The organism is Sphingomonas sp. PAMC 26617 (genome assembly GCF_000242835.1).
Classification (GTDB): Bacteria; Pseudomonadota; Alphaproteobacteria; order Sphingomonadales; family Sphingomonadaceae; genus Sphingomonas.
Genome location: NZ_JH594425.1, coordinates 3,282,823 through 3,305,070 on the forward strand (window position 1 = coordinate 3,282,823; position 22,248 = coordinate 3,305,070).

Below are 22,248 nucleotides of genomic sequence, written 5' to 3' on the forward strand. Positions count from 1 at the left end.
GTCCGTCACCTAGGGTTTTTCCCGGGGTCGTCGAAGCGGGAGGCGAACCACGGGCATCCCTTCCGCCGTCACCCTCAGCTCGTTTCAGGGGCCACCGTGCGGCGATTCGGGTTCGTGCCAGGGGCGCGGTGACCGCGAAAACGATCCCGCGTTACCCGGCCGCCCGCGCAAGCCCCTTCGACAACTGCAACGCGCCATGCAGCCGCGCCTTGGGATCGCCCCAGCTGCGCGTCACCACCAGCTTCGAATCGGGGCGCAACCGCGCGACCCCATCGAGCTTCGCGACCCACGCAAGCAGCCCCGCGACATTCGGCGGCGCATCGTTGAAGAACGAGACCAGCGCGCCCTTCGGTCCGACGTCGATCTTCGAGACGCACGCCTTCTTGGCGTTGAGCTTGATTTCGATGAGGCGGATGAGGTTCTCGGTCGGTCCGGGCAGCGCGCCGAAACGATCGATCAGTTCGGCAGCGAATCCTTCCAGCGCATTCTGGTCCTCGACATCGTTGAGGCGACGATACAGCCCCATCCGCAGGTCGAGGTCGGGGACATAGGTCTCGGGGATGAGGATCGGCGCGTCGACCGTGATCTGTGGCGAGAAGTCCTTCGGGCGCAGCCGCTGGCCGCCGGCCTTGGCATCCATGATCGCCTCTTCCAGCATCGACTGGTAGAGTTCGTAGCCAACCTCCTTGATATGCCCCGATTGTTCGTCACCGAGCAGATTGCCCGCGCCGCGCTGGTCGAGGTCATGGCTGGCAAGCTGGAACCCGCCGCCGAGGCTGTCGAGATCGGACAGGATCTTGAGTCGCTTCTCCGCGGTCTCGGTCAGGATCCGGTCGGCGGGGGTGGTGAGATAGGCGTAGGCGCGCGTCTTCGCGCGGCCGACCCGACCACGAAGCTGGTAGAGTTGCGCCAGCCCGAAGCGATCGGCGCGATGGATGATCATCGTGTTCGCGCTCGGAATATCGAGCCCGCTTTCGACGATCGTGGTCGAGACGAGCACCTCGAACTTCTTGTCGTAGAAGGCAGACATGCGCTCCTCGACCTCGGTCGGCGACATCTGCCCGTGTGCCACGACGAAGCGCACTTCGGGGACGGATTCGCGAAGGAATTCCTCGATATCCGGGAGATCCTTGATCCGCGGTGTGACGAAGAAGCTCTGCCCGCCGCGATAATGTTCGCGCAGCAGCGCCTCCCGCAGCACGATCGGATCCCACGGCATGACATAGGTGCGGACCGCTAGGCGATCGACCGGCGGGGTCTGGATCACCGACAGTTCGCGCAGGCCCGACATCGCCATCTGGAGCGTGCGCGGGATCGGCGTGGCGGTGAGCGTCAGGACATGGACGTTGGCCTTGAGCGACTTCAACCGTTCCTTGTGCGTGACGCCGAACCGTTGTTCCTCATCGACGATGACAAGTCCCAACCGCTTGAAATCGATACCCTTCGCCAGGATCGCATGGGTGCCGACAACGACGTCGATCGTCCCGTCCGCGAGGCCTTCCTTGGTCGTCTTGGCCTCACCCGCCGGCACTAGCCGTGACAGCCGCCCGACGTTGAGCGGGAAGCCTTCGAGCCGTGCCTTGAAGTTGTTGAAATGCTGCCGCGCAAGCAATGTCGTTGGGCAGACCACCGCGACCTGCAGCCCCGCCATCGCGGCGGCAAATGCGGCACGCAGCGCGACCTCGGTCTTGCCGAAGCCGACGTCACCGACGACGAGCCGGTCCATCGGCGTGCCCTTTTCGAGATCGCCCATGACGTCCTCGATCGCGCGATCCTGATCCTCGGTCTCTTCGTAAGGGAAGCGGTCGACGAAGGCGGCATAGCCGCTGTCGCGCTCGATCGTATCCGCCGGTCGCAGCGCGCGTTCGGCGGCGGTCGCGATCAGTTCGCCCGCGATTTCGCGGATGCGCTCCTTCATCCGGCTCTTGCGGCGCTGCCATGCCTCGCCACCAAGCTTGTCGAGACTCGCGCCGTCGGCGTCGGAGCCGTAGCGCGTCAGAACCTCGAGGTTCTCGACCGGCACGAACAATTTGTCGCCGCCCGAGTAAGTCAGCGCGACGCAATCATGCGGGGCCTGGCCGACCGGGATCGATGTCAGGCCTTCATAGCGGCCGATGCCGTGGTCGGCGTGGACGACCAGATCGCCCGGCGTCAGCATCGCCAGTTCGGCGAGGAACGCGTCGGCGGACTTCTTGCGCTTGTTCCGCCGGACCAGCCGGTCGCCGAGCATGTCCTGCTCGGTCAGCAACGCGACCTCGGGCCCCGAGAAGCCGTGGTCGAGCGGCAGGACCAACAACGCCACCGACTTGGCACCGACGCCGAGCGCCTGCTGCCAGCTGTCGACCTTGACCGTATTGGTCAGTTCGTGGTCGGCGAGCAGCCCGGCGAGGCGGTCGCGCGAACCCGTGGAGTAGCTGGCGAGGATCGCTTTCTTGCGGTCTTTCCGTAGCTTGCCGAGATGTTCCACGACCGCTTCGTAGATATTGACGCCGCTCGCACGCTCCGCGCCGAAGTCGCGCGGGCCATCGACGCCGAAATCGAGCACGCTTGCGCTCTCGGGTTCATGGAACGCGGTAATGCGATGCGCCGGGGCGGCATCAAGCTGTTGCGCAAAGTCCTTGGCGGTGAGGTACAGGGCGTCTGGCGGAAGCGGCCGATAGCTGCCCGGATCGCTCGACTGCGCCTTGACGCGATTGCCGTGATAATCGGTGATCGCTTCGAACCGCGCCTCGGCCGCCGCGACCGCGCCCGCATCGCGGACCATGACCGCGTCATCGCCGAGATGGTCGAACAGCGTCGCCATCTTCTCCTCGAACAACGGGAGCCAATGCTCCATCCCCGCGAGCCGACGCCCGTCGCTGATCGCTTGGTACAGCGGGTCGCCCGTCGCGGTCGCGCCGAAGCGCTCGCGGTAGCGCGCGCGGAACCGCTTGATGCTGTCCTCGTCGAGCAACGTCTCCGAGGCGGGGAGCAGGACGAAGCCGTCGATCCGCCCGGTCGTGCGCTGGTCGGCCGGATCGAAGGTGCGGACGCTTTCGATCTCGTCGCCGAAGAAATCGAGCCGGAGTGCCTGCGATTCCCCCGACGGATACAGGTCGACCAGCCCGCCGCGCACGGCAAACTCGCCAGCATCTGCAACGGTTTCCACCCGGACATAACCGTTGGCTTGCAGCAGCGTGGCAAGCCGGTCGCGACCGATCCGCTCCTTCGGCGCGAGCCGTGCGATGAGCTGGCGGATGCGGAACGGGGTCAGCGTGCGCTGCGCGACCGCGTTGACCGTCGTTACCAGCAATTGCGGGCCGCTCGGCTCCTGCTGGAGCCGGTGGAGCGTCGCCATCCGCTCCGCCATGACACGCAACGTCGGGGAGGCGCGGTCGTAGGGCAGGCAGTCCCATGCCGGGAAGGTCAGCACCTCCAGTTCAGGCGCGAACGTCTGCGCGGTCGAGGCGATCGCCCGCATCGCGGCCTCGTCCGGCGCGACGAACACCGCGCGCGCCTTCGCGGCCCGCGACAGGTCGGCGAGCAGCCACGGTTCGAACCCGGTCGGCACGCCGGCGAGTGTCAGCGGGGTCTTGGCAGTGAGGATCGTCTGAAGGTTGGGCATGGTCTGGTCTTGGTATCCGTCACCCCGAACGCGTTTCGGGGTCCACCGGGCAGCGGAGAATGCCGCCCGAGTGGAGGAGTGGACCCTGAAACACGTTCAGGGTGACGCGATTTATTTCGCGATCGGCACGTAATTGAGCTGCTTCAGCGCCTCGACGATCGACCCGGCGTAGCGTTCCGGCGCGGGTTCCATCCCGATCGCCCAGGCCATGATGTCGACGTCCTGTTCCTCGATCAGATCCTCGAACAGCGCGATCTCGGCGTCGTCCCAGCGTTGGTGCGCGGAATCGAAGAACCCGCCGATCAGCAGGTCGGCTTCCTTCGTGCCACGATGATGGCTGCGAAAATGCAGGCGCTTGAGGCGGATATCTCGGTCCATAAGGATCCCAACGACAATTGCCCGACACCCGTCCGCGGGTGCTGGCGGCGGGGATCGGGGAGGGGTAAGAGCGCTTCAGATAGACATGCGACCCGACATCCTCAATCCATTGTTCGCCGAAGTTACGGCATTGAAGGGCATCGGCCCCGCGCTGGCCAAGCCGCTCGACCGTCTGGGGTTGGCGCGCGTGGTCGACGTGGCGTTCCATCTGCCGACCGGCTGGGTCGATCGCCTGCCGCGCGACGAGCTCGACATGGCGGATTCGGGGCGGATCATCGTCATCACGCTGACCGCGGTCTCCTACCGGTCGAGCAACGGGCGCGGGCCGACGCGCGTGCAGGCGACCGACGCCAAGGGGAATTACGTCAGCCTCGTCTATTTCGGCGGGCATCCGGGCTGGGCGAAGAAGCTTGCGCCGCTGGGCGAGCCGCGGCGTGTGTCGGGCAAGCTCGAGCATTACGGCCAGGATCTGCAGATGGTCCACCCGGACTATGTCCTGCCGCTCGACGAGGCCGGCGACATGGCCGAGCGCGAGGCGATCTACCCGCTGTCCGAAGGGATTTCCTCGCGGCGGATGAGCCAGCTTGCCGCGCAGTCGGTCGAGCGCGCGCCCGATCTGCCCGAATGGATCGAGCCGGGGCTGCTCGCGAAGAACGAATGGCCTGCCTGGCGGGAGGCGCTCGCGCGGATCCATGCCGACCCCGCCGACGCCAAGGCGCGCGAACGGCTCGCCTATGACGAGCTGTTCGCCAACCAGCTCGCGCTGATGCTGGTCCGGCAATCGTCGCGCGCGCGCAAGGGCCGCGCGCTGGCGGGCGATGGGCGGCTGCGCGATGCGTTGAAGTTGCCCTACGACCTGACCGGCGCGCAGGCGCGGACGATCCGCGAGATCGAGGGCGATCTGGCGCAGGCACAACCGATGTTGCGGCTGCTCCAGGGCGATGTCGGATCGGGCAAGACCCTGGTCGCGGCACTCGCGATGCTCGTCGCGGTCGAGGGTGGCGCGCAGGCCGCGTTGCTCGCGCCGACCGAAATTCTCGCGCGACAGCATTACGAATCGCTGCGGCGGCTGCTCGGTGGCCTGCCGATCGAGATCGCGGTGCTGACCGGGCGTGACAAGGGCCGCGTGCGCGAGGGCGTGCTGATGGGGCTTGCCGCGGGGCAGATCCATATCCTGATCGGCACGCATGCGATCTTCCAGGAGACCGTAGCGTACAAGGACCTCGGGCTGGTCGTGGTCGACGAGCAGCACCGCTTCGGAGTCGCGCAGCGGATGCTGCTGCAGGCCAAGGGCCGCAGCCCGCATCTGCTCGCGATGACCGCGACGCCGATCCCGCGGACGCTGACGCTCGCCAATTACGGCGAGATGGACGTCAGCCAGCTCGACGAGATGCCCCCGGGCCGGCAACCGATCGAAACGCGCGTGATCTCGGAGGATCGGCTCCCCGAAGTGGTCGAGGCGCTCGCGCGGCATCTGGCGGATGGTGGGCAGGCCTATTGGGTGTGCCCGCTGGTCGAGGAAAGCGAGAAGAGCGACATGGCGGCGGCGGAAGCGCGCGCCGAGACGCTGCGCGCGCGGTTCGGGGGTGCGGTCGGGCTTGTCCACGGCCGGATGAAGCCCGCCGACAAGGACGCGACGATGCAGGCCTTTTCGGAGGCGCGGCACGGCGTGCTGGTCGCCACCACGGTGATCGAGGTCGGGGTCGACGTGCCCAATGCCACGCTGATCGTGATCGAACATGCCGACCGCTTCGGCCTCGCGCAGCTTCACCAGTTGCGCGGGCGGGTCGGGCGCGGGGGCGGCAAGTCCAACTGCCTGCTGATCCGCGGCGGATCCTTGAGCGAGACATCGCGCGCGCGGCTCGCGTTGATGCGCGAGACGACCGACGGGTTCCGCATCGCGGAGGAGGACCTGCGGCTGCGCGGCGCGGGCGAACTGCTCGGGACGCGTCAGTCCGGGGAGGCGGGGTTCCGGCTGGCGACGCCCGAGATGCTCGGCGCCTTGCTTCCCGTGGCGACCGACGATGCGCGGTTGCTGATCGATCGCGATGGTGGCTTGGACGGCACGCGGGGGCAGGCGGCGCGGACGGCGCTGTATTTGTTCGAACGGGATGCCGGGGTGGCGCTGCTGCGGTCTGGGTGAGTTGGAACGGTAGCGAGCCGAGTCTCCCGCGTTACACCATGGCTTTCAGCACCGCGTCATAATCGGCCAGCGCGATCGGCGGGGGGAATTCGAACCCGATCCGCCCGCCGAGTGCCCAGCGGATTTCCGCTTCCACAGCGCCGACCACGGGGAGCGTGATCCGCACGCGATCGCCGACATCGCCCGCCATTTCGCCGCGTGCCATCATCCCCATTACGGTGATGTTGACGATCAGCAATGAGGCGGGTGCCCCCTTGGCATCGGTCGCGCGCGCGCGATAATGGACTTCGTCCCGTTGCAGGGCGCGTTGGTTGGATGCCTTGAGAGCCAGTGCCTTCGCCATCGCGCGTTCCTTTGTTCGGCTCTGGTAGCGCTAGTCCTTTCGGATGAAGCAGACCGTAACGAATACGGTGAACACGCGGTAAGCTCTCTTGGAATGTGCCCGATTTACTTGCGGTTGAGCGCAACGCGCGACGGACGTCAGCCGCGCACCAGAAGGCCGTGGTGCTTCTTTCCCGCCGCAATCCGGACCGGTTCGTCGCCGACCGTGACGACCAGCGCCTCATCGGTCACCTTGTCCGTGCCGACCCGCGCGCCACCGCCCTTGATCAGACGGCGCGCTTCGCCCTTCGATGCGGCAAGCCCGAGCCCGACGAGCGCATCGACGATCCCGATACTGCCCTCGACGACGAAAGTCGGGAGCGAGCCCCCGGCGCTCCCTTCCTCGAACGTCTTGCGCGCCGTCTCGGCGGCGTCGGCGGCGGCATCCGCGCCACGGCACAGCGCGGTCGCTGCGTCGGCGAGGATCTTCTTCGCCTCGTTGATCTCGGCCCCCTCGAGCGCCTCGAGCCGCGCGATCTCGTCAAGCGGCAGGTCGGTGAACAACCGGAGGAATCGCCCGACGTCGCGGTCGTCGGTGTTGCGCCAGAATTGCCAGTAATCGAAATGCGGTAGCTGGTCCTCGTGAAGCCACACCGCGCCCGCCATCGTCTTGCCCATCTTGCCGCCATCGGCGGTCGTGATCAGCGGGGTGGTGACGCCGAACACCTCGGTCCCGTCCATCCGGCGCGCAAGCTCGATTCCGTTGACGATATTGCCCCATTGGTCCGACCCGCCCAGCTGCAACCGGCACCCGGCGCGACGCGACAGTTCCAGGAAGTCATAGGCCTGGAGGATCATGTAGTTGAACTCGAGGAAGCTCAGCGACTGTTCGCGATCGAGCCGGAGCTTGACCGAATCGAAGCTCAGCATCCGGTTGATCGAGAAATGCTGGCCGACGTCGCGCAGGAACGGGATGTACTCGAGCGCGTCGAGCCACTGCGCGTTGTCGAGCATCACCGCATCGGTCGGCCCGTCGCCGAAGGTCAGGAAACGTTCGAAGATCCGCCGGATCGACGCGACGTTGGTGGCAAGCGTATCCTCGGTCAGCATCTTGCGCGCTTCATCCTTGAAGCTCGGGTCGCCGATCTTGCCGGTCCCGCCGCCCATCAGCACGATCGGTTTGTGGCCGCTCTGCTGGAGGCGGCGCAGCAGCATGATCTGGACCAGGCTGCCGACGTGGAGCGACGGCGCGGTCGGGTCGAACCCGATATACCCCGGGATGACCTGCCGGGCCGCAAGCGTATCGAGCGCGGTCGCGTCGGTCAGCTGGTGGATGTAGCCGCGCGTCGACAGCAGGCGGAGCAGATCGGAGGAATAGTCGGTCATGGCGACTGCTCTACAAAAGTCCGATCCGCGCGTCACCCTGCCACGCGCGGGGCGTCAGATCGCGGGCAGTTGCCGTTGCGGGTCGATCGGGGTGCGGCCCTTGCGCATCTCGAAATGCACCTCGGGGCGGCTGGCACCCCCGGTGTCGCCCGACATCGCGATCGTCTGTCCACGCCGCACCGCCTGGCCGCGCTGGACGAGCAGCTTGCTCGCGTGGCCGTAGACGGTTGCCCAGCCATCACCGTGGCGGACGATGACCACCCCGCCCAGTTGCGGAATCCCGCTGCCTGCATAGGCAACGACGCCATCCGCCGCCGCCAGCACCGGCGTGCCGAGCGGGACGGCGATCTTGACGCCATTGTAGCGTTCCCCGCGCGCGCCGGGGCCGAAGCGAGTCACGATGCGCCCGTGGACCGGCCAGTCGAACCCGCTGGTCAGCCGGGCGGGGGCCGCGATCGCCTGGGTCGGCGCGAGCCTGCGCTGCGGCGAGGCGGACGGGCGGGCAGGGCGCTGGTTGGCGGCGAGCGCGGGTTCGCTGCCGGTGACGATATCGTCGATGTCGAGCGTGAAGGCGGCCGCGCGCTCGGCGGCGGCGCTCCTCGTCGTAGTGTCGGGGATCAGCACGCGCATGCCGACGCGGAGCGTATACGGTTCGCGCAGGTCGTTCGCGGCGATAATCCGCGACCAGTCGATCCCATAGGCGCGCGAAATCGCGATCCCGGTCTGCCCCGCCGCGACGCGGTGATAGCGACCACCGGGAATCGTCAGCCGCTGCCCGGGCCGGACGACGAACGGCAGCGGGAGACGGTTGGCGCGCGCGATCGCGTCGGAGCCGGCACCCGTCCGGTCGCCGATCGCGCTGAGCGAATCACCCGGACGAACGACATAGACCGAGGGGGCAACCTGCCGCGCCGAGGGCGTGACGGGGCTCGCCTGCCACGCGGCAAGCGGCGCGGGGAGGGTAGCGATCCGCTCGGGCGGGTAGCCGCCTTGCGGCTCATACGGGCGCTGATCGTCGCGGGGTTCGTAGCGCCTGGGCTCGCGCCGCGCGCGGCGTGGTGGGGGGCTATCCTCGGGGTAGCGATCGTCGAACCTGGTATCCTCGCGGTCGCGACTGTCCGCCATCGGATAGCCACGTCGCGGATCATCGTCCTGCGGGATGCACGCCGTCATCGTCAGCGCGATCAGGGCGAGAGGAACGCCTGCCATTCCGTAAAGCCTTATTCCCATGCCGCTAAAACGAAACGACATTCCCCTTACACACCCGGACCGATCGTTTCGAGCGCTGTCGAGGAACCCGGCCCGGTGATCGTGGCTGTATTCCCCAAATACCCTCCCGACGAACCGAGGCGCTTGCCTCGTCACCTCGCGCCGTAAAGCTCCGCGAGCATCGAAAGCGACGGGCGATGTGTCAGGTCGAGATGCAGCGGCGTGACCGAAACATAGCCGTCCGCCACCGCTTCGAGGTCGGTCGCATGCGCGGGCGTCTCGACCGTCTGCCCGAGCGCGAACCAGTGATATTCATAGCCGCGCGGATCACGGTTGGTGACGATCTGGAGCCGTCCATAATCGCGCAGGCCCTGTTGCGCGATCCGGACGCCCTTGACTGCGTCCGCCGCGACGGCGGGGAAATTGACGTTGACCAGCGTCCGGGGTTCCAGCGGCGCGTCCAGCAGCGGGCGCAGCACGCGTTCGCCCCAGGCGGCGGCGGCTTCGAACGGCACGGTGTCGCCAGCACCTTCACGCTTGTAGGCCTGGCTCAAAGCGATCGATCGTACGCCCGCGAGCGCCCCTTCCATCGCCGCGGAGACGGTCCCCGAATAGGTCACGTCCTCCGCCAGGTTCGCACCGCGGTTGACCCCCGACAGGATCAGGTCGGGCTTGTGGTCCTGCAGGATCCGGGCAAGCCCCATCATCACCGCATCGGTCGGCGTGCCCGCCACCGCGAACCGCTTTTCGCCATGGCGTCGGACGCGGATCGGCCGGGTCAGCGTCAGCGAATGGCCGGCTCCCGATTGCTCGTCGGCGGGGGCGACGACCCAGACGTCGTCCGACAGGCGCGCCGCGATGTCCTCGAGGACCTTCAACCCCGGCGCATGATAGCCGTCGTCGTTGGTCAGCAGGATCCGCATCAGCGTGCGGGCTCGAGCAGCGTGGTGCCGCCAAGGTAGGGCACCAGCACATCGGGGACGGACACCGTGCCGTTCTCCTGCTGATAATTCTCCAGCACCGCGACCAGCGTGCGACCGACCGCGAGGCCCGAGCCGTTGAGCGTGTGGACGAACCGAGTCCCCTTTTCGCCCTCGGGGCGGTAGCGCGCGTTCATCCGGCGCGCCTGGAAGTCGGTGCAGGTCGAGCAGCTCGAAATTTCGCGATAGCGGTCCTGGCCCGGCAGCCACACCTCGAGATCATAGGTCCGCGCGGCGGTGAACCCCATGTCGCCGGTGCACAGCTTCATCCGGCGGAACGGCAGGTCAAGCGCGGTGAGGATCCCCTCGGCGCACCCGGTCATCCGCTCATGTTCCGCTTCGGAGGCGTCGGGCGGGACGATCGAGACCATCTCGACCTTTTCGAACTGGTGCTGGCGGATGAACCCACGGGTGTCGCGCCCGGCCGCGCCCGCCTCGGAGCGGAAGCAGGCGGTCAGCGCGGCGAATCGCAGCGGCAGTTCCGTTTCGCTGAGAATCTGGTTCGCGACGATGTTGGTCAAGCTCACTTCCGCGGTCGGGATCAGCCAGCGACCGTCGGTCGTGTGGAACAGGTCCTCGGCGAACTTGGGAAGTTGCCCGGTGCCGAACAACGCCTCGTCCCGCACGAGCAGCGGCGGGACGACCTGTTCATAGCCATGCTCGCCCGACAGCGTGTCGAGCATAAATTGCCCGAGCGCGCGGTGGAGTCGCGCTGCCGCGCCGCGCACCAGGGTGAAGCGCGCGCCCGACATTGCCGCGCCGGTTTCGAAATCGAGCCCGAGCGGCAAGCCGATCGCGTCATGCTCGGCCGGCTTGAACGCGAAGGTCGTTCGCGCGCCATGCTCAGCGACGATGACGTTCGCATCCTCGTCGGCACCTTCGGGGACATCCACGAGCGGGAGGTTGGGCAGGACGGCCAGCCGCTCCTGCAGCGCGTCGCCCAGCGTCTTGGCCTCGGCCTCGATCGCGGGGAGCCGCTGCTTGAGCGTGGCGACCTCTTCCATCAGCGCGGCGGAGGTAACCTCGTCCTTCGCGGCCTTTGCGGCACCGATTGCCTTCGAAGCTTCGTTCCGCCGCGCGAGCGCAAGCTGCGACTCGGTGGTCAACGCGCGGTGGCGCTCGTCGAGCGCGACCAGTTCGGCGGCAACGGGGGCTACGCCGCGACGGGCAAGCGCGGCATCGAACGCGGCGGGATTATCCCGGATCAGGCGAATATCATGCATCGCCCGGCTATGGCGTCGCCCGCGCGGCTAGGCAAGCGGGCGGCCACTCTGCCCGCGCGCACGAGCGGATCAGGCAGGTGCCGACGGGCGGCGGGCAAAGTGTTTCCGCGCGACGAGCGCCGCCGCCGCTGCGCCGAACAACACCACCATAGGCGGCGCGGGGACTGGGGCCGGCGGCCCGCCCGGCTTGCCGGTGCCCTCGGTCATCTTCTGATCGTAACTGGTTCCGGGGCTGATCCCGACCCCGGGGACCGGGCCTCCGGTCGAACCGCCGCTCGCCGATCCGCCCGAGCCGGGCGTGGGCGACGCGGCTGGACGACCGCCGGTCTCCCCGGCGGGATCGGTGACCGCCGTCGTCGGTGTGGTTGAACCTCCGTTCGGTCCCGAACCCGTACTGCCGCCGCTCGAGGGGCCGGTCGATGTCGCGGGGAGGGTGATACCGCCACCGCCGGCCCCGCCGCCGCCGGCAAAGCCAACTGGCAGGAACCCGCCGCCACCGAACCCGCTGTTCCCGCCGATGACCAGGGGAGCACCACCACCGCCGCTTCCACCGGTGGAGCCCGTCCCATCATAAGGCAGCGGGAAGGGGGCACCTTGCGGGGAGACGACCACGACCTGTGGTTGGGCGGCGGCAGGGCACGTCGTGGTAGCGCCGGGGCGCGCGCGCAGACCGGCGCGCGACCGGGCCACCGGCCCGGCGGGTTTGTTGCCATGCGCGACGCGCTTGACCAGCGGCCGCGCGACATGGCCGCGTGACTGCGCGCGGTCTACGACATGGACCGCACCGCCTCCGACGACCGCGCCGCCGCAGACGCATGCACACAGTTTCGCCAACGCCATACGGACCGACATACGCAACTCGCTACTCTCCGACGCAGGACGCGCGACGGACATATCCGAGCCAATTAAGCCGAGGAGCACTCAAGATTGCGTTAAGCGGCAAGACCGCGTGCCGGTTTTCGACGGGTTTGGCCCCGGTTCCACAAAGATCCCGGCCAAGGTCAGTGCAACTGTACCGGGACGATACAAATCGGTGCCACTTCGCGACCCGCCACGCCATTTCTCGGCCGTCCTGCGACAATTGCGGTTTGCGCGGCTGCAACATTCCGAAAAGAAACACGGAAGCTTCGGTACGAGGGATGCTTGTGGAGTAAATTTGGCATGCTATAGGCGCGCTCGACATGGAGTTGGCCCGGGGGGGTCCAGAGGTGCACAACGCACCCAGTGACCGAGCGGAGAGAGTGGGATGGCGACGGTCTTGAATCGATTGGACGAATCCGAACAGTTCGCGGTGCCGACGAGCGCCGACGACGGGTACCGCCCGAGCGCCGATGAGGCGTTCATGAACCCGCGGCAGCAGGCGTATTTCCGCGCCAAGTTGCAGGCGTGGAAAGACTCGATCCTGCGCGAGGCAGCGGGAACGCTGTCGCAATTGCAGGTCGATACGTTGCGCGAGGCGGACCTGACCGACCGCGCCTCCAGTGAGACCGACTGGTCGATCGAACTCCGCACGCGGGACCGGCAGCGCAAGCTGATCTCCAAGATCGAAGCGGCGATGCGCCGGATCGACGAGGGCGAATACGGATATTGCGAAGTCACCGGCGAACCGATCTCGCTCGCTCGTCTCGAAGCACGGCCGATCGCGACGATGACGGTCGAGGCGCAGGAGCGCCACGAGCGGCACGAAAAGGTTTCGCGTGAAGAATGACCTCGGCAAAAGGCTGGGTTAACCAGTTCTAAACCATTTTTAGCCTATGGCTTCGCTTTGATTGGAGACCGGTACGACCAACGTGATGGACCAGTATTCGCCGACAGACCCGCAGGAGCATGTGGACGATCCCGCCAGTAGCCGGCAGGACGCTCGGGACAGTCTGTTCCTGATGGCGATGTTGCGTCTCGCTGGCGAAACCGGGTCGATCCCCGTCCGCGTCCGCAATCTCTCCGCCGGTGGGTTGATGGCGGATTATCCCGAGGGGCTCGACCAGGCCGTACCGGTCCAGATCGAGATCCGCGGCATCGGCTGGGTTCCCGGACAAGTCGCATGGTGTACCGCAGGTCGGATCGGGATCGCCTTCGATCGACCGATTGATCCATTGCTAGCGCGCAAGCCGGTGGGGCAGGGGGGGCATACGCCCGTGTTCGTCAAGCCGATCCTGCCGCGGGGCAATCTTCGCTGACGGGTAACGCGCGGTCCGGACGCCGAGACGCCCGGACCTGACGAATCTACTGAATTTGCGTCAGTTCTTCCTTGATCAACAGCTTCTGCTTCTTCAGCGCGGCGATCGTCGTCGCGTCGGGCAGGGGGCGCTGCGTTTCCGCCGCGATCTGCCGGTCGAGGACTGCATGCTTGGCGGCGAGAGCCGAATGATGTGCGGTCTGCATAGTCTGCGTACCTCCTTCATGTGCTGCTTGGGGAACTCAATAAACCACGCGATCCCGTAATTGTCTCCACTGGAATCGTACGGATGGGATATGTCCCCCGATTTGCGCGACCGATCGCTTTTCCCCGGACCGGCATGTCGCGATTTGCTAGGGTCGGTTCAGCATATGGGGATCCGATGGACGACAACCTGATCGCAAAGCGCCTCGAAGTGTTGCGCGTCGAACATCGTGACCTCGACTCGGCAATCGCCGCGCTCGTCGATGGCGGCGGGGGAGACCAGTTGCAGTTGGCGCGGCTGAAGAAGCGGAAGCTGCGGCTGCGCGACGAGATCGCGTTGCTCGAGGATCAGCTCGTCCCGGATATCATTGCCTGAGTTGATCGCTCCGGCTGTCCCATTCTGTGACACTTGGCACTGGCTGGCCCAACCGCTCGAAACCGTACCGTGCGCCGCGCATTTGTGGGAAATGAATTGGATGAAGCGCCCCCTGTATGATTCGCGGATGCATCGCCGCGTGATCGATACGCTCTACCTCGACGCAATGATCCTGGCTGACGAGGCGCGGAGCTATTTCGATGAAGGTGGCCGCGCGGATCGTGACTCGCTCGATCCGATGGCGCGGGTCTCGTTCAGTTGCGAATCGCTCAAGGTCACGACGCGACTGATGCACGTGATCGCATGGTTGCTGACCCAGCGCGCGGTCGACTCCGGCGAAATGGAGCCACGCGAGGCGCTTGACCCGTCGCGACGGCTCGGGTCCGCGCCGGCGAGCCACCCGGCGGCGCTCGCTGCGATGCCGCTCGCCGCAGGGCGGCTGATCGCGGCGAGTTGCGATCTGCATGAGCGTGTCGCGCGGCTCGATGCGGCGCAGGCGGAGGCTCCGATGGTCCTGCCAAGCCCGGTGCATTTCCTGCAGGGGCGACTGGCAGGGGCGTTCTGATCGACTGCCGCAGGCAGTCTGCAGCGACCCCGTCCGGCTGCTGTCCCGTCGCTGCCGGTGATCGACAGGCAGGATCCGGAGATTTACGCCATACGCGCGTTTCGTGGGCCTAGAGCGCCAGCCGCGCGCGCGCCGCGCGATATTGCGCTTCGAACCGGTCGACCATCGCCGCCACGGGTTCGACCCGGTCGATCACGCCAATCCCCTGGCCCGACCCCCAGATATCCTTCCACGCTTTTGGCTTCGCGCCGTTGCCGGTCCCGAAATCCATCGTCTTGAGGTCACCCTCGGGCAAATTGTCCGGGTCCATCCCCGCGCGCTCGATCGAGCCGCGCAGGTAATTGCCGTGAACGCCGGTGAAGAGGTTCGAATAGATGATGTCCGAGGCCTTCCCCTCGACGATCCCCTGTTTGTAGTCCGCGTCCGCATTGGCTTCCGCGCTCGCGATGAACGGCGAGCCGATATAGCCGAAGTCCGCCCCCATCGCCTGCGCCGCGAGGACCGCGTCGCCGGTCGCGATCGAACCCGAAAGCGCGAGCGGCCCGTCGAACCATTGCCGGATTTCCTGAATGATCGCGAAGGGCGACAACCGCCCGGCGTGGCCGCCGGCACCCGCCGCCACCGCGATCAGCCCGTCCGCGCCCTTTTCGATCGCCTTGTGCGCGAAACGGTCATCGATCACGTCGTGGAGCGTAATCCCGCCCCAGCTGTGGACCGCGGTGTTGAGATCCTCGCGCGCGCCGAGTGAGGTGATGACGATCGGGACCTGCCACTTCGCACAGGTCGCAAGATCCGCCTCGAGCCGCTCGTTCGAGCGGTGGACGATCTGGTTGACCGCGAAGGGCGCTGCAGGACGCTCCGGATGATCGCGATTGTGCGCGGCCAGTTCCTCGGTGATCCGGTGGAGCCATTCGTCGAGCAAGGCCTGCGGTCGCGCGTTGAGCGCCGGGAAGGATCCGACGATCCCCGCCTTGCACTGCGCGATGACCAGCTCCGGCCCCGAGATGATGAACAGCGGCGACCCGATGATGGGAAGCCGGAGGCGATCGAACAGCGGAGGAATGCTCATATGCGTTTCATAGCGCAACCGAAACGCCTGTCCAGCAAGCCTATAGTTGCAGAGGTAACTGAAAGGGTTAAGGCACGGCTCGCAAATATGTCATTCCGGAGTCTCGCGCGTGAAGCTTTCTCTTGTCGCTGCCTTGTTGTCCGCCGTCGCGACTCCGGCGTTCGCCGTGGGGCAGTTGCCCGGCGGTGTCACACCGCTCAGCTACGACATCATGGTCCGCCCCGATGCGAAGGCGATGACCTTCTCGGGCGAGGAAACCGTCGCGATCGAAGTGGCCAAGACGAGCCGGACGATCGTACTCAACGCCGCCGACCTCAAGATCTCGCGCGCAACGCTCGACGGCAAGCCGGTGACCTTCCGACTCGACACCGCCAAGCAGCAGCTCGTGCTGACCTCGGGAACCGCGGTCTCGGCGGGCAAGCATGCGCTCGCTTTCGCCTGGACGGGGACGATCAACACCTCGGCCGCCGGGCTGTTCGCAATCGACTATACCAACAAGGACGGTTCCGCCGCGCGGATGCTCGTCACGCAGTTCGAGGCGCCCGACGCCCGCCGCTTCGCGCCGCTGTGGGACGAGCCGGCATACAAGGCGCGCTTCACGATCAGCACGGTTGCGCCCGGTGACCAGACCGCCTTCTCCAATATGCCCGCGACCAGCGTGACCAGGCAGGCGGACGGCAGCAAGCTGTACCGCTTCGCCGAGACGCCAAAGATGTCGAGCTATCTGATGTTCCTCGGCATGGGCGACGTCGAGCGCAAGACGGTGATGGCGGGCAAGACCGAGATTGGCATCATCACGCGGCGTGGCGTGGTCGACCAGGGCGACTACTCGTTGGCGCAGGCGAAGCGGCTGCTGACCTATTACAACGACTATTTTGGCCAGCCGTACCCGCTCCCCAAGCTCGACATGATCGCGGGGCCGGGCTCGAGCCAGTTCTTCGGCGCGATGGAGAATTGGGGCGCGATCTTCTATTTCGAGCCCGAGCTCCTCTACGACGCCAAGCGCGCTACGCAGAGCGGCAAGCAGCGGATCTTCACGGTCGTCGCGCATGAAATGGCGCACCAGTGGTTCGGCGATCTCGTGACGATGAACTGGTGGGACGACCTGTGGCTCAACGAGGGGTTCGCCTCGTGGATGGAGAACAAGTCGAGCATCGACCTCAACCCCGAATGGCACGCCGATGCGACCGCGGTCGCGCAGGACCGCGAGGGCGCGCTGCAGGTCGATTCGACCGTCGGCACGCATCCGATCATCCGTCATGTCGAGACGGTCGACCAGATTGGTCAGGCGTTCGACGGGATCACCTACATGAAGGGGCAGGCCGTGATCGGCATGCTCGAGTCGACGCTAGGGGCGGACACGTTCCGCGCCGGGATCCGTGGCTACATGGCCAAGTATAAGTACGGCAACACCGTCACAGACCAGCTGTGGAGCGAACTGTCGACCGCGGCGAACACTCCGGTCGCGCCGATCGCGCATGATTTCACGCTGCAGCCGGGCGTCCCGCTGGTGACGATGACGGACGTGCGGTGCGTTGGCGGCCAGACGCAGGTCAGCCTGACGCAGGGACGGTTCGCTTATGACACGTCCGCGAAGCAGACGCAGACGTGGCGGGTGCCGATGACGCTGGGCGTGATCGGGCAGGCCGATGTCCGCGCGACGGTGCGCGGCGTGGGGGTGCAACCGGTGACCGTGCCCGGCTGCGGAACCGTGGTGCTCAACCGCGGCAAGGGCAGCTACACGCGCACCGTCTACACGGCACCCGCGCATGCCGCGATCGTTCGCGATTTCGGGAGGCTCGCCTTGACCGACCAGCTCGGGACGCTCGGCGATGATTTCGCGCTGGCGAAGGGCGGCAACCAGCGGCTCGACCGGTATTTCGCGGATGTCGGCGCGCTCGGCACCGATGCGAACCCCTTGCTGTGGCAGACCGTCGCGGGGCAGCTCTCGGATCTTGGCGGGCGTGTTCCCAAGGGTGCGGCGCGCGATGCGGTCTCGGCGAAGATCATCCGGACGATCCAGCCCGCGATGGCGCGGGTCGGCTTCGCTGCTTCCCCTGGCGAAGGCGCGCTCACCGCAACGCTGCGCGAAACGTTGATCTCTGTCCTTGGCGATCTCGGGGATCCTGCAGTGCTCGAACGGTCGCGGACGCTGTTCGCGGCGTTGCAGAAAAACCCCGATGCGATCCCGGCACCGATCCGTGCCCCGATCCTCGGCGCGTTCGCGCAGAACGCGAGTGCCGCGGACTGGGATGCGCTCCTCGCCCTGACGCTCGCGGAAAAGAACCCGGTGACCAAGAACAGCTACGTCCGCCTGCTGGGCGTGGTGAAGGACGACGCGCTCGCACGGCGCGCGCTCGATCTGCTCACTACCGACCGCTTCACCGCGCCGCAGAAGGCAAGTTTGCTGCGCACGGTCGCGAACGAGCATCCCGACATGGCGTTCGATTATGCGGTCGCCCATCTCGCGCTGGTCAACACGCTGGTCGAGACGAGCACGCGCGCGGGCTTCGTGGCAGGTCTGGGCGCAGGGTCGGACGATCCGGCGATGCCGGGGAAGATCAAGGCCTTCGCAACCGCCAATCTGCCGGCCGAGGCCCGCGGCGCGGCGGACCGGACGGTCTCGACGATGGCGGCGCGGCGGATGGTCGACGCGCGAATCAGCGGTGACGTGGCCGCCTGGGGACGAAGCGGGAGCTGACCGCGGCATCCGGGACGCCGATGCGCGTCCCGGATGCCCGTTCGGCAAAACCGCGTTTCGAGCGACGGTGCGGGATTGCGCGAAGTCCCAGGAGCGAAGTCGTCGCGCGTTGCTATCTTGGAATGCGTTCTATCCGACCCGCTTCAACCCCGCCGCATATTTCCGCGCATTCGTGACATAATGCCGCGCCGACAACAGCAGTCCCGCCTTTGCCGCATCGTCCAATTCGCGCACCACGTGCGCTGGGCTGCCGACGATCAGGCTGCCGGGCGGGAAGACCTTGCCCTCGGTGACGAGAGCCCCCGCGCCGACCAGGGAATCCGCGCCGATCACCGCATGGTTGAGGATCGTCGCGCCCATGCCGACCAGCACCCGGTCGCCGATGGTGCAGCCGTGGAGGATCGCATGATGCCCGATCGTGCAATCCTCCCCGACGGTGAGCGGCGCGCCCGGGTCGCTGTGCCCCATCGCGCCCTCCTGGATGTTGCTGCGCGCACCGATCGTGATCGCGGTATTGTCCGCGCGGATCACCGCGCCGAACCAGACGCCCACGTCAGGCCCCAGCACCACCTCGCCGATCAGCTCGGCACTGGGCGCGACCCAGCTCGCCTCGCCGAGCTCCGGGGCCTTTCCGTCGATTTCGTACAGCGGCATCGCAGATCCTTTCCTGTCGCTACGCTCTTGTCGTGTCCGCGGCATGGCATGTCGGCGACGGTTTCGCTACGGATCCGCAAATGAGCCTGCCGCTGCACATCTATGTCGATGCCGATGCATGCCCGGTGAAGGATGAGATCTACAAGGTCGCGCTCCGCCGCGCGGTGGCGGTTACGATCGTCAGCAACAGCCCGATCCGGATCCCGATACATCCCTTGCTCGCACGGATCGTGGTGGGGGCGGGGTTCGACGAGGCGGATGACTGGATCGCCGAGCGCGCCGGCACCGTAAGCGTCGTCGTCACCGGGGATATCCTGCTCGCCGACCGGTGCCTCAAGGCCGGGGCCAGCGTGCTGGCGCCAAACGGCAAGCCGTTCACCACCGCCTCGATTGGCAATGCGATCGCCGTGCGCGCGATCATGGCGGATTTGCGGGCCGGCGGGGACGCGGTCGGGGGCCCGCCACCCTTCGCCAAGACCGATCGCTCGCGCTTCCTGTCGGCGCTGGACGAACTGCTGGGGCGGCTGGCGCGCCGCTGACCGTACAGGCACGGGCCCCGGCAAGGCGGCCGGTCCCTCGCGAACGACACGCTCGGCGTGCGAAATAGTTCCTGAATCGTAAAAATTCCTGTGCGGTTTTGCCCGGGCAGCATCGTCGTGTCTGCAAGGAGACTTGCCGCACCGATGCCGACCTAACGCCCCGTTTCGACCATCGCCGGATCAATGGCGCGATAGCTTCGGACCCGCGTCTTCTCCCAACCGTCGCACACCGCCTCCACGGAACCGCCACATGTATCTTGAATCGCCGGATTTTCGCTCCTGGGATCGTCCATGGGAGCCGCTTTCAACGACGGTCATTCCGTGCAGTTGGACCGTGCTTGTCCCGTTCTTCAACGAACGCGACATGATCGGCGCGACGATCGAGAGCATCGCCGCACAGGACATGCGGTTCGAATTGATCCTGATCGACAACGGATCGACCGACGGCAGCGGCGCAGTCGCTGCGGCCACCTGCGCACGACTGGGCCTCGCGCATACGCTGCTGGTCGAGTCGAAACCGGGGAAGGTCAACGCGCTGGCCGCCGGGGTCGACCTCGTTCGCACCTGCTATGTCGCCACCTGCGACGCGGATACGCTGTATCCGAGCGATTACCTGCGGCAGGCAGCCCGGCTGCTCGATCGGGGCGCGGTTGCCGCGGGTGCGTATTTCGTTGCGCCCGGGGCAGGCGCGGCGGATCATGCCAGGGCCGCGCGGCGCATGATGCGTTCGGCGGCGCTGCTGCCGGACCAGTGTCATACTGGCGGCGCTGGGCAGGTGTTCCGTACCACCGCGCTACGCCGCGCAGGCCAGTTCGATGCCCGTCGCTGGGGCTATGTGCTCGAAGATCACGAGATCCTGCACCGCGTCGGCAAGCATGGACCGATTGCGTATGGCGACGCCTTCTGGTGTGCGCCGTCGCCGCGTGAACGCGACCGGGAGTCGATCCGCTGGACGCTGGTCGAGCGGCTTGCCTATCACTTCACGCCGACCCCGGCACGTGACTGGTTCTTCTACGGCTTCCTGGCGCGACGGTTGCAGCAGCGCAAGCTGACCAGCGACCGGATCCGCGAACGGGAATTCCAGTCGGTCGGCATCATCCAGCCAGAGGCACGGCTGGCCGCCTGACCGGTCCGGTTGCCCAGCATCTCCCCCTTGCGATGGACCGGAAACGCGGCTTTAGCTGACGGCGATGCAGTGCGATTCGCCACGCTCGTGACCGAGACCGGGCTCAAGGCGGTGTTCCTTCAGGAACGCCCGATGTTGCTGCGCCTGCTGGTCGCCCGGTTGTCCAGTCGGGACGATGCCGAGGATGCGCTCCAGGACATCTGGCTGAAGCTCGACCAGCAAGAGGTGCGCACGCCGATCGCGCAACCGGCGGCCTATCTGTACCGGATGGCGTCGAACCTTGCGGCGGACCGACGGATTTCCGCGGCACGCTCGGGTGCGCGCGAAACCGCGTGGCACGATGTCCAGCCCGCTGCCGACGAACAGCCCGACGCCGAACGCGGGCTGCTCGCACGGGAACGGCTCCAGCAGATCGAAAAGGCGCTTGCGGGCATGCCGGATCGGATGCGCACCGCGCTCCGGCTGTACCGCGTCGAGGAACAGCCGCAGAAAGACATTGCGGTCCATCTGGGCATGACGGTGAGCGGCGTCGAAAAGCTGCTGCGCCGCGCGATGCAGCAAATTTCCGTCTATCGTGCGAACGACGAGGCGGATTCCAGCGAGCGGCATCGTCTGTCAGGCGAAGGGGATACGCACGGTGGCCGTTGACGCCTCGACCATTACCGAACAGGCGATCGCGTGGTCGTTGCGCCAGCATGATATGGACGATGCCGCATGGCGCGCGTTCGTGACGTGGCTGGAAGCGGACCCGGCGCATGCCAGGGCGTTCGACACGCTGACGCTCGACGCCAGCCTCATGGCCGATCATCCGGAAGTGTTTCCCGTGGATGCCGCGGAAAGCGTGCCGCCGGTCGAGCGCAATCGGGCGCGCAAAATGTTGCGCTGGGGTGTTGGCGCGGGCGCACTTGCGCTCGCGGCGAGCTTCTCGCTTTTGGTGCTGCCGTCGCTCCCCAATACGGCTGCCGCGCCGTATGTCGTCGCGACCAAGGCGGGCGAACGGCGCGCGATCGCCCTGGCGGACGGAACGCGGATCGAACTCAACGGGGCGACCCGGATCGAACTCGACCGGTCTGATCCGCGTACCGCGCGGCTGGCCGCGGGCGAGGCGACCTTCCACGTCCGGCACGATGCGGATCACCCGTTCGTGCTCCACTCGGGCGATCTTGCGGTCGAGGACATGGGGACCGTCTTCAACGCCGAACGGGAAGGCTACCGCCTCGACGTCCAGGTCGGCGAAGGCGCGGTGCTGTTCCAGCCCAAGCGCGACAAGCTGACGTTGCGCGCCGGCTCGGCGGTGACCGCCCGCGATGATACCGGGCATGTTGCGGTATCCAAAGTCGATCCCGCGCACGTCGGCGGCTGGCGAACCGGCAACATCGCTTTTGCGGGGGAACCGTTCGGGCGCATCGTCAATGCCTTGCGGCGGATCGACGCGGCCGAGGTGTCGATCGAACCGGTCTTGTCGCAGCAGGCGTTCACCGGCATGGTTCACCTGACGGGGAAGCCCGCCCAGGACGTGCCGCATCTGGCCGCCCTAGTCGGGGCGGATTGGCGGCACGATGGGAAGCGGTGGGCCATTTCGGCTCGTTGAAGG

21 protein-coding genes are annotated in these 22,248 nt (G+C 66.8%); 10 read left to right on the forward strand and 11 right to left on the reverse strand.

Going from position 1 to position 22,248, the window contains the following annotated elements:
* Positions 1-151: 151 nt before the first annotated feature.
* Both mfd and RH91_RS14425 read right to left on the reverse strand, forming a co-directional pair.
* Positions 152-3,604, reverse strand: coding sequence for a transcription-repair coupling factor (mfd, locus tag RH91_RS14420; protein ID WP_010163579.1), 3,453 nt, complete (start codon positions 3,602-3,604; stop codon positions 152-154).
* Positions 3,605-3,715: 111 nt separating this feature from the next.
* A complete protein-coding gene (locus tag RH91_RS14425; RefSeq protein ID WP_010163580.1) occupies positions 3,716-3,982 on the reverse strand; it encodes an FAD assembly factor SdhE in 267 nt (88 codons plus the stop codon).
* An 85-nt stretch (positions 3,983-4,067) separates the two neighbouring features.
* On the opposite strand from RH91_RS14425, the gene recG reads away from it, so the two are divergent.
* Positions 4,068-6,125, forward strand: a complete 2,058-nt coding sequence (gene recG, locus RH91_RS14430) for an ATP-dependent DNA helicase RecG (RefSeq protein WP_010163581.1) — start codon at positions 4,068-4,070, stop codon at positions 6,123-6,125.
* A 31-nt stretch (positions 6,126-6,156) separates the two neighbouring features.
* On the opposite strand, the gene RH91_RS14435 is transcribed toward recG, so the two are convergent.
* From RH91_RS14435 to RH91_RS14460, 6 genes are all read right to left on the reverse strand, one after another.
* Positions 6,157-6,468, reverse strand: a complete 312-nt coding sequence (locus RH91_RS14435) for a pilus assembly protein PilZ (protein WP_010163582.1) — start codon at positions 6,466-6,468, stop codon at positions 6,157-6,159.
* Between the two features lie 137 nt (positions 6,469-6,605).
* Positions 6,606-7,832 (reverse strand): tyrosine--tRNA ligase, encoded by a 1,227-nt coding sequence (gene tyrS / locus RH91_RS14440; protein ID WP_010163584.1) that lies wholly within the window; start codon positions 7,830-7,832, stop codon positions 6,606-6,608.
* Between the two features lie 54 nt (positions 7,833-7,886).
* On the reverse strand, positions 7,887-9,041 hold the full coding sequence (locus RH91_RS14445; protein WP_010163585.1) for a M23 family metallopeptidase: 1,155 nt from the start codon (positions 9,039-9,041) through the stop codon (positions 7,887-7,889).
* A 152-nt stretch (positions 9,042-9,193) separates the two neighbouring features.
* Positions 9,194-9,964 carry a 5'/3'-nucleotidase SurE gene (gene surE, locus RH91_RS14450; protein WP_010163586.1) on the reverse strand — a complete coding sequence of 257 codons (771 nt, stop codon included), beginning with the start codon at positions 9,962-9,964 and terminating at the stop codon, positions 9,194-9,196.
* A complete protein-coding gene (gene serS / locus RH91_RS14455) occupies positions 9,964-11,244 on the reverse strand; it encodes a serine--tRNA ligase (protein WP_010163587.1) in 1,281 nt (426 codons plus the stop codon). Before serS ends, surE begins: the two co-directional genes overlap by 1 nt.
* 69 nt (positions 11,245-11,313) lie before the next feature.
* Positions 11,314-12,096 (reverse strand): hypothetical protein, encoded by a 783-nt coding sequence (locus tag RH91_RS14460; RefSeq protein ID WP_232283516.1) that lies wholly within the window; start codon positions 12,094-12,096, stop codon positions 11,314-11,316.
* Between the two features lie 394 nt (positions 12,097-12,490).
* On the opposite strand from RH91_RS14460, the gene dksA reads away from it, so the two are divergent.
* Positions 12,491-12,952 (forward strand): RNA polymerase-binding protein DksA, encoded by a 462-nt coding sequence (dksA, locus tag RH91_RS14465; protein ID WP_010163589.1) that lies wholly within the window; start codon positions 12,491-12,493, stop codon positions 12,950-12,952.
* Positions 12,953-13,013: 61 nt separating this feature from the next.
* Positions 13,014-13,421, forward strand: a complete 408-nt coding sequence (locus tag RH91_RS14470; protein WP_010163590.1) for a PilZ domain-containing protein — start codon at positions 13,014-13,016, stop codon at positions 13,419-13,421.
* Between the two features lie 46 nt (positions 13,422-13,467).
* Here the strand turns inward: RH91_RS14470 and RH91_RS21735 are convergent, their stop codons facing one another.
* Positions 13,468-13,626, reverse strand: a complete 159-nt coding sequence (locus RH91_RS21735; protein ID WP_010163592.1) for a YdcH family protein — start codon at positions 13,624-13,626, stop codon at positions 13,468-13,470.
* Positions 13,627-13,802: 176 nt separating this feature from the next.
* Between RH91_RS21735 and RH91_RS14475 the strand changes: the two genes are divergently transcribed.
* Together RH91_RS14475 and RH91_RS14480 are read left to right on the forward strand one after the other, a co-directional pair.
* On the forward strand, positions 13,803-14,000 hold the full coding sequence (locus RH91_RS14475; RefSeq protein WP_010163594.1) for a YdcH family protein: 198 nt from the start codon (positions 13,803-13,805) through the stop codon (positions 13,998-14,000).
* A gap of 91 nt (positions 14,001-14,091) precedes the next feature.
* Positions 14,092-14,565 carry a DUF1465 family protein gene (locus tag RH91_RS14480; protein WP_010163596.1) on the forward strand — a complete coding sequence of 158 codons (474 nt, stop codon included), beginning with the start codon at positions 14,092-14,094 and terminating at the stop codon, positions 14,563-14,565.
* A 109-nt stretch (positions 14,566-14,674) separates the two neighbouring features.
* Here RH91_RS14480 and RH91_RS14485 read toward each other — a convergent pair whose 3' ends face one another.
* Positions 14,675-15,634, reverse strand: coding sequence for an NAD(P)H-dependent flavin oxidoreductase (locus RH91_RS14485; protein WP_010163598.1), 960 nt, complete (start codon positions 15,632-15,634; stop codon positions 14,675-14,677).
* A 109-nt stretch (positions 15,635-15,743) separates the two neighbouring features.
* Here RH91_RS14485 and RH91_RS14490 point away from each other — a divergent pair, with 109 nt between their 5' ends.
* The gene (locus tag RH91_RS14490; RefSeq protein WP_029623888.1) at positions 15,744-18,335 is read left to right on the forward strand and encodes a M1 family metallopeptidase; all 2,592 of its coding nucleotides are present in this window, start codon (positions 15,744-15,746) and stop codon (positions 18,333-18,335) included.
* 129 nt (positions 18,336-18,464) lie between these two features.
* Here RH91_RS14490 and RH91_RS14495 read toward each other — a convergent pair whose 3' ends face one another.
* A complete protein-coding gene (locus RH91_RS14495; protein ID WP_010163600.1) occupies positions 18,465-18,989 on the reverse strand; it encodes a gamma carbonic anhydrase family protein in 525 nt (174 codons plus the stop codon).
* An 80-nt stretch (positions 18,990-19,069) separates the two neighbouring features.
* Between RH91_RS14495 and RH91_RS14500 the strand changes: the two genes are divergently transcribed.
* From RH91_RS14500 to RH91_RS14515, 4 genes are all read left to right on the forward strand, one after another.
* Complete coding sequence (locus tag RH91_RS14500; protein WP_010163601.1) at positions 19,070-19,528, forward strand: YaiI/YqxD family protein; 459 nt, start codon at positions 19,070-19,072, stop codon at positions 19,526-19,528.
* Between the two features lie 334 nt (positions 19,529-19,862).
* Entirely contained in the window at positions 19,863-20,654 is a 792-nt protein-coding gene (locus RH91_RS14505; RefSeq protein WP_010163602.1) for a glycosyltransferase, read from the forward strand.
* Between the two features lie 69 nt (positions 20,655-20,723).
* Positions 20,724-21,302 (forward strand): RNA polymerase sigma factor, encoded by a 579-nt coding sequence (locus RH91_RS14510; protein WP_010163603.1) that lies wholly within the window; start codon positions 20,724-20,726, stop codon positions 21,300-21,302.
* On the forward strand, positions 21,292-22,245 hold the full coding sequence (locus RH91_RS14515; protein ID WP_010163604.1) for a FecR family protein: 954 nt from the start codon (positions 21,292-21,294) through the stop codon (positions 22,243-22,245). Before RH91_RS14510 ends, RH91_RS14515 begins: the two co-directional genes overlap by 11 nt.
* The last annotated feature ends 3 nt before the right edge of the window (positions 22,246-22,248 follow it).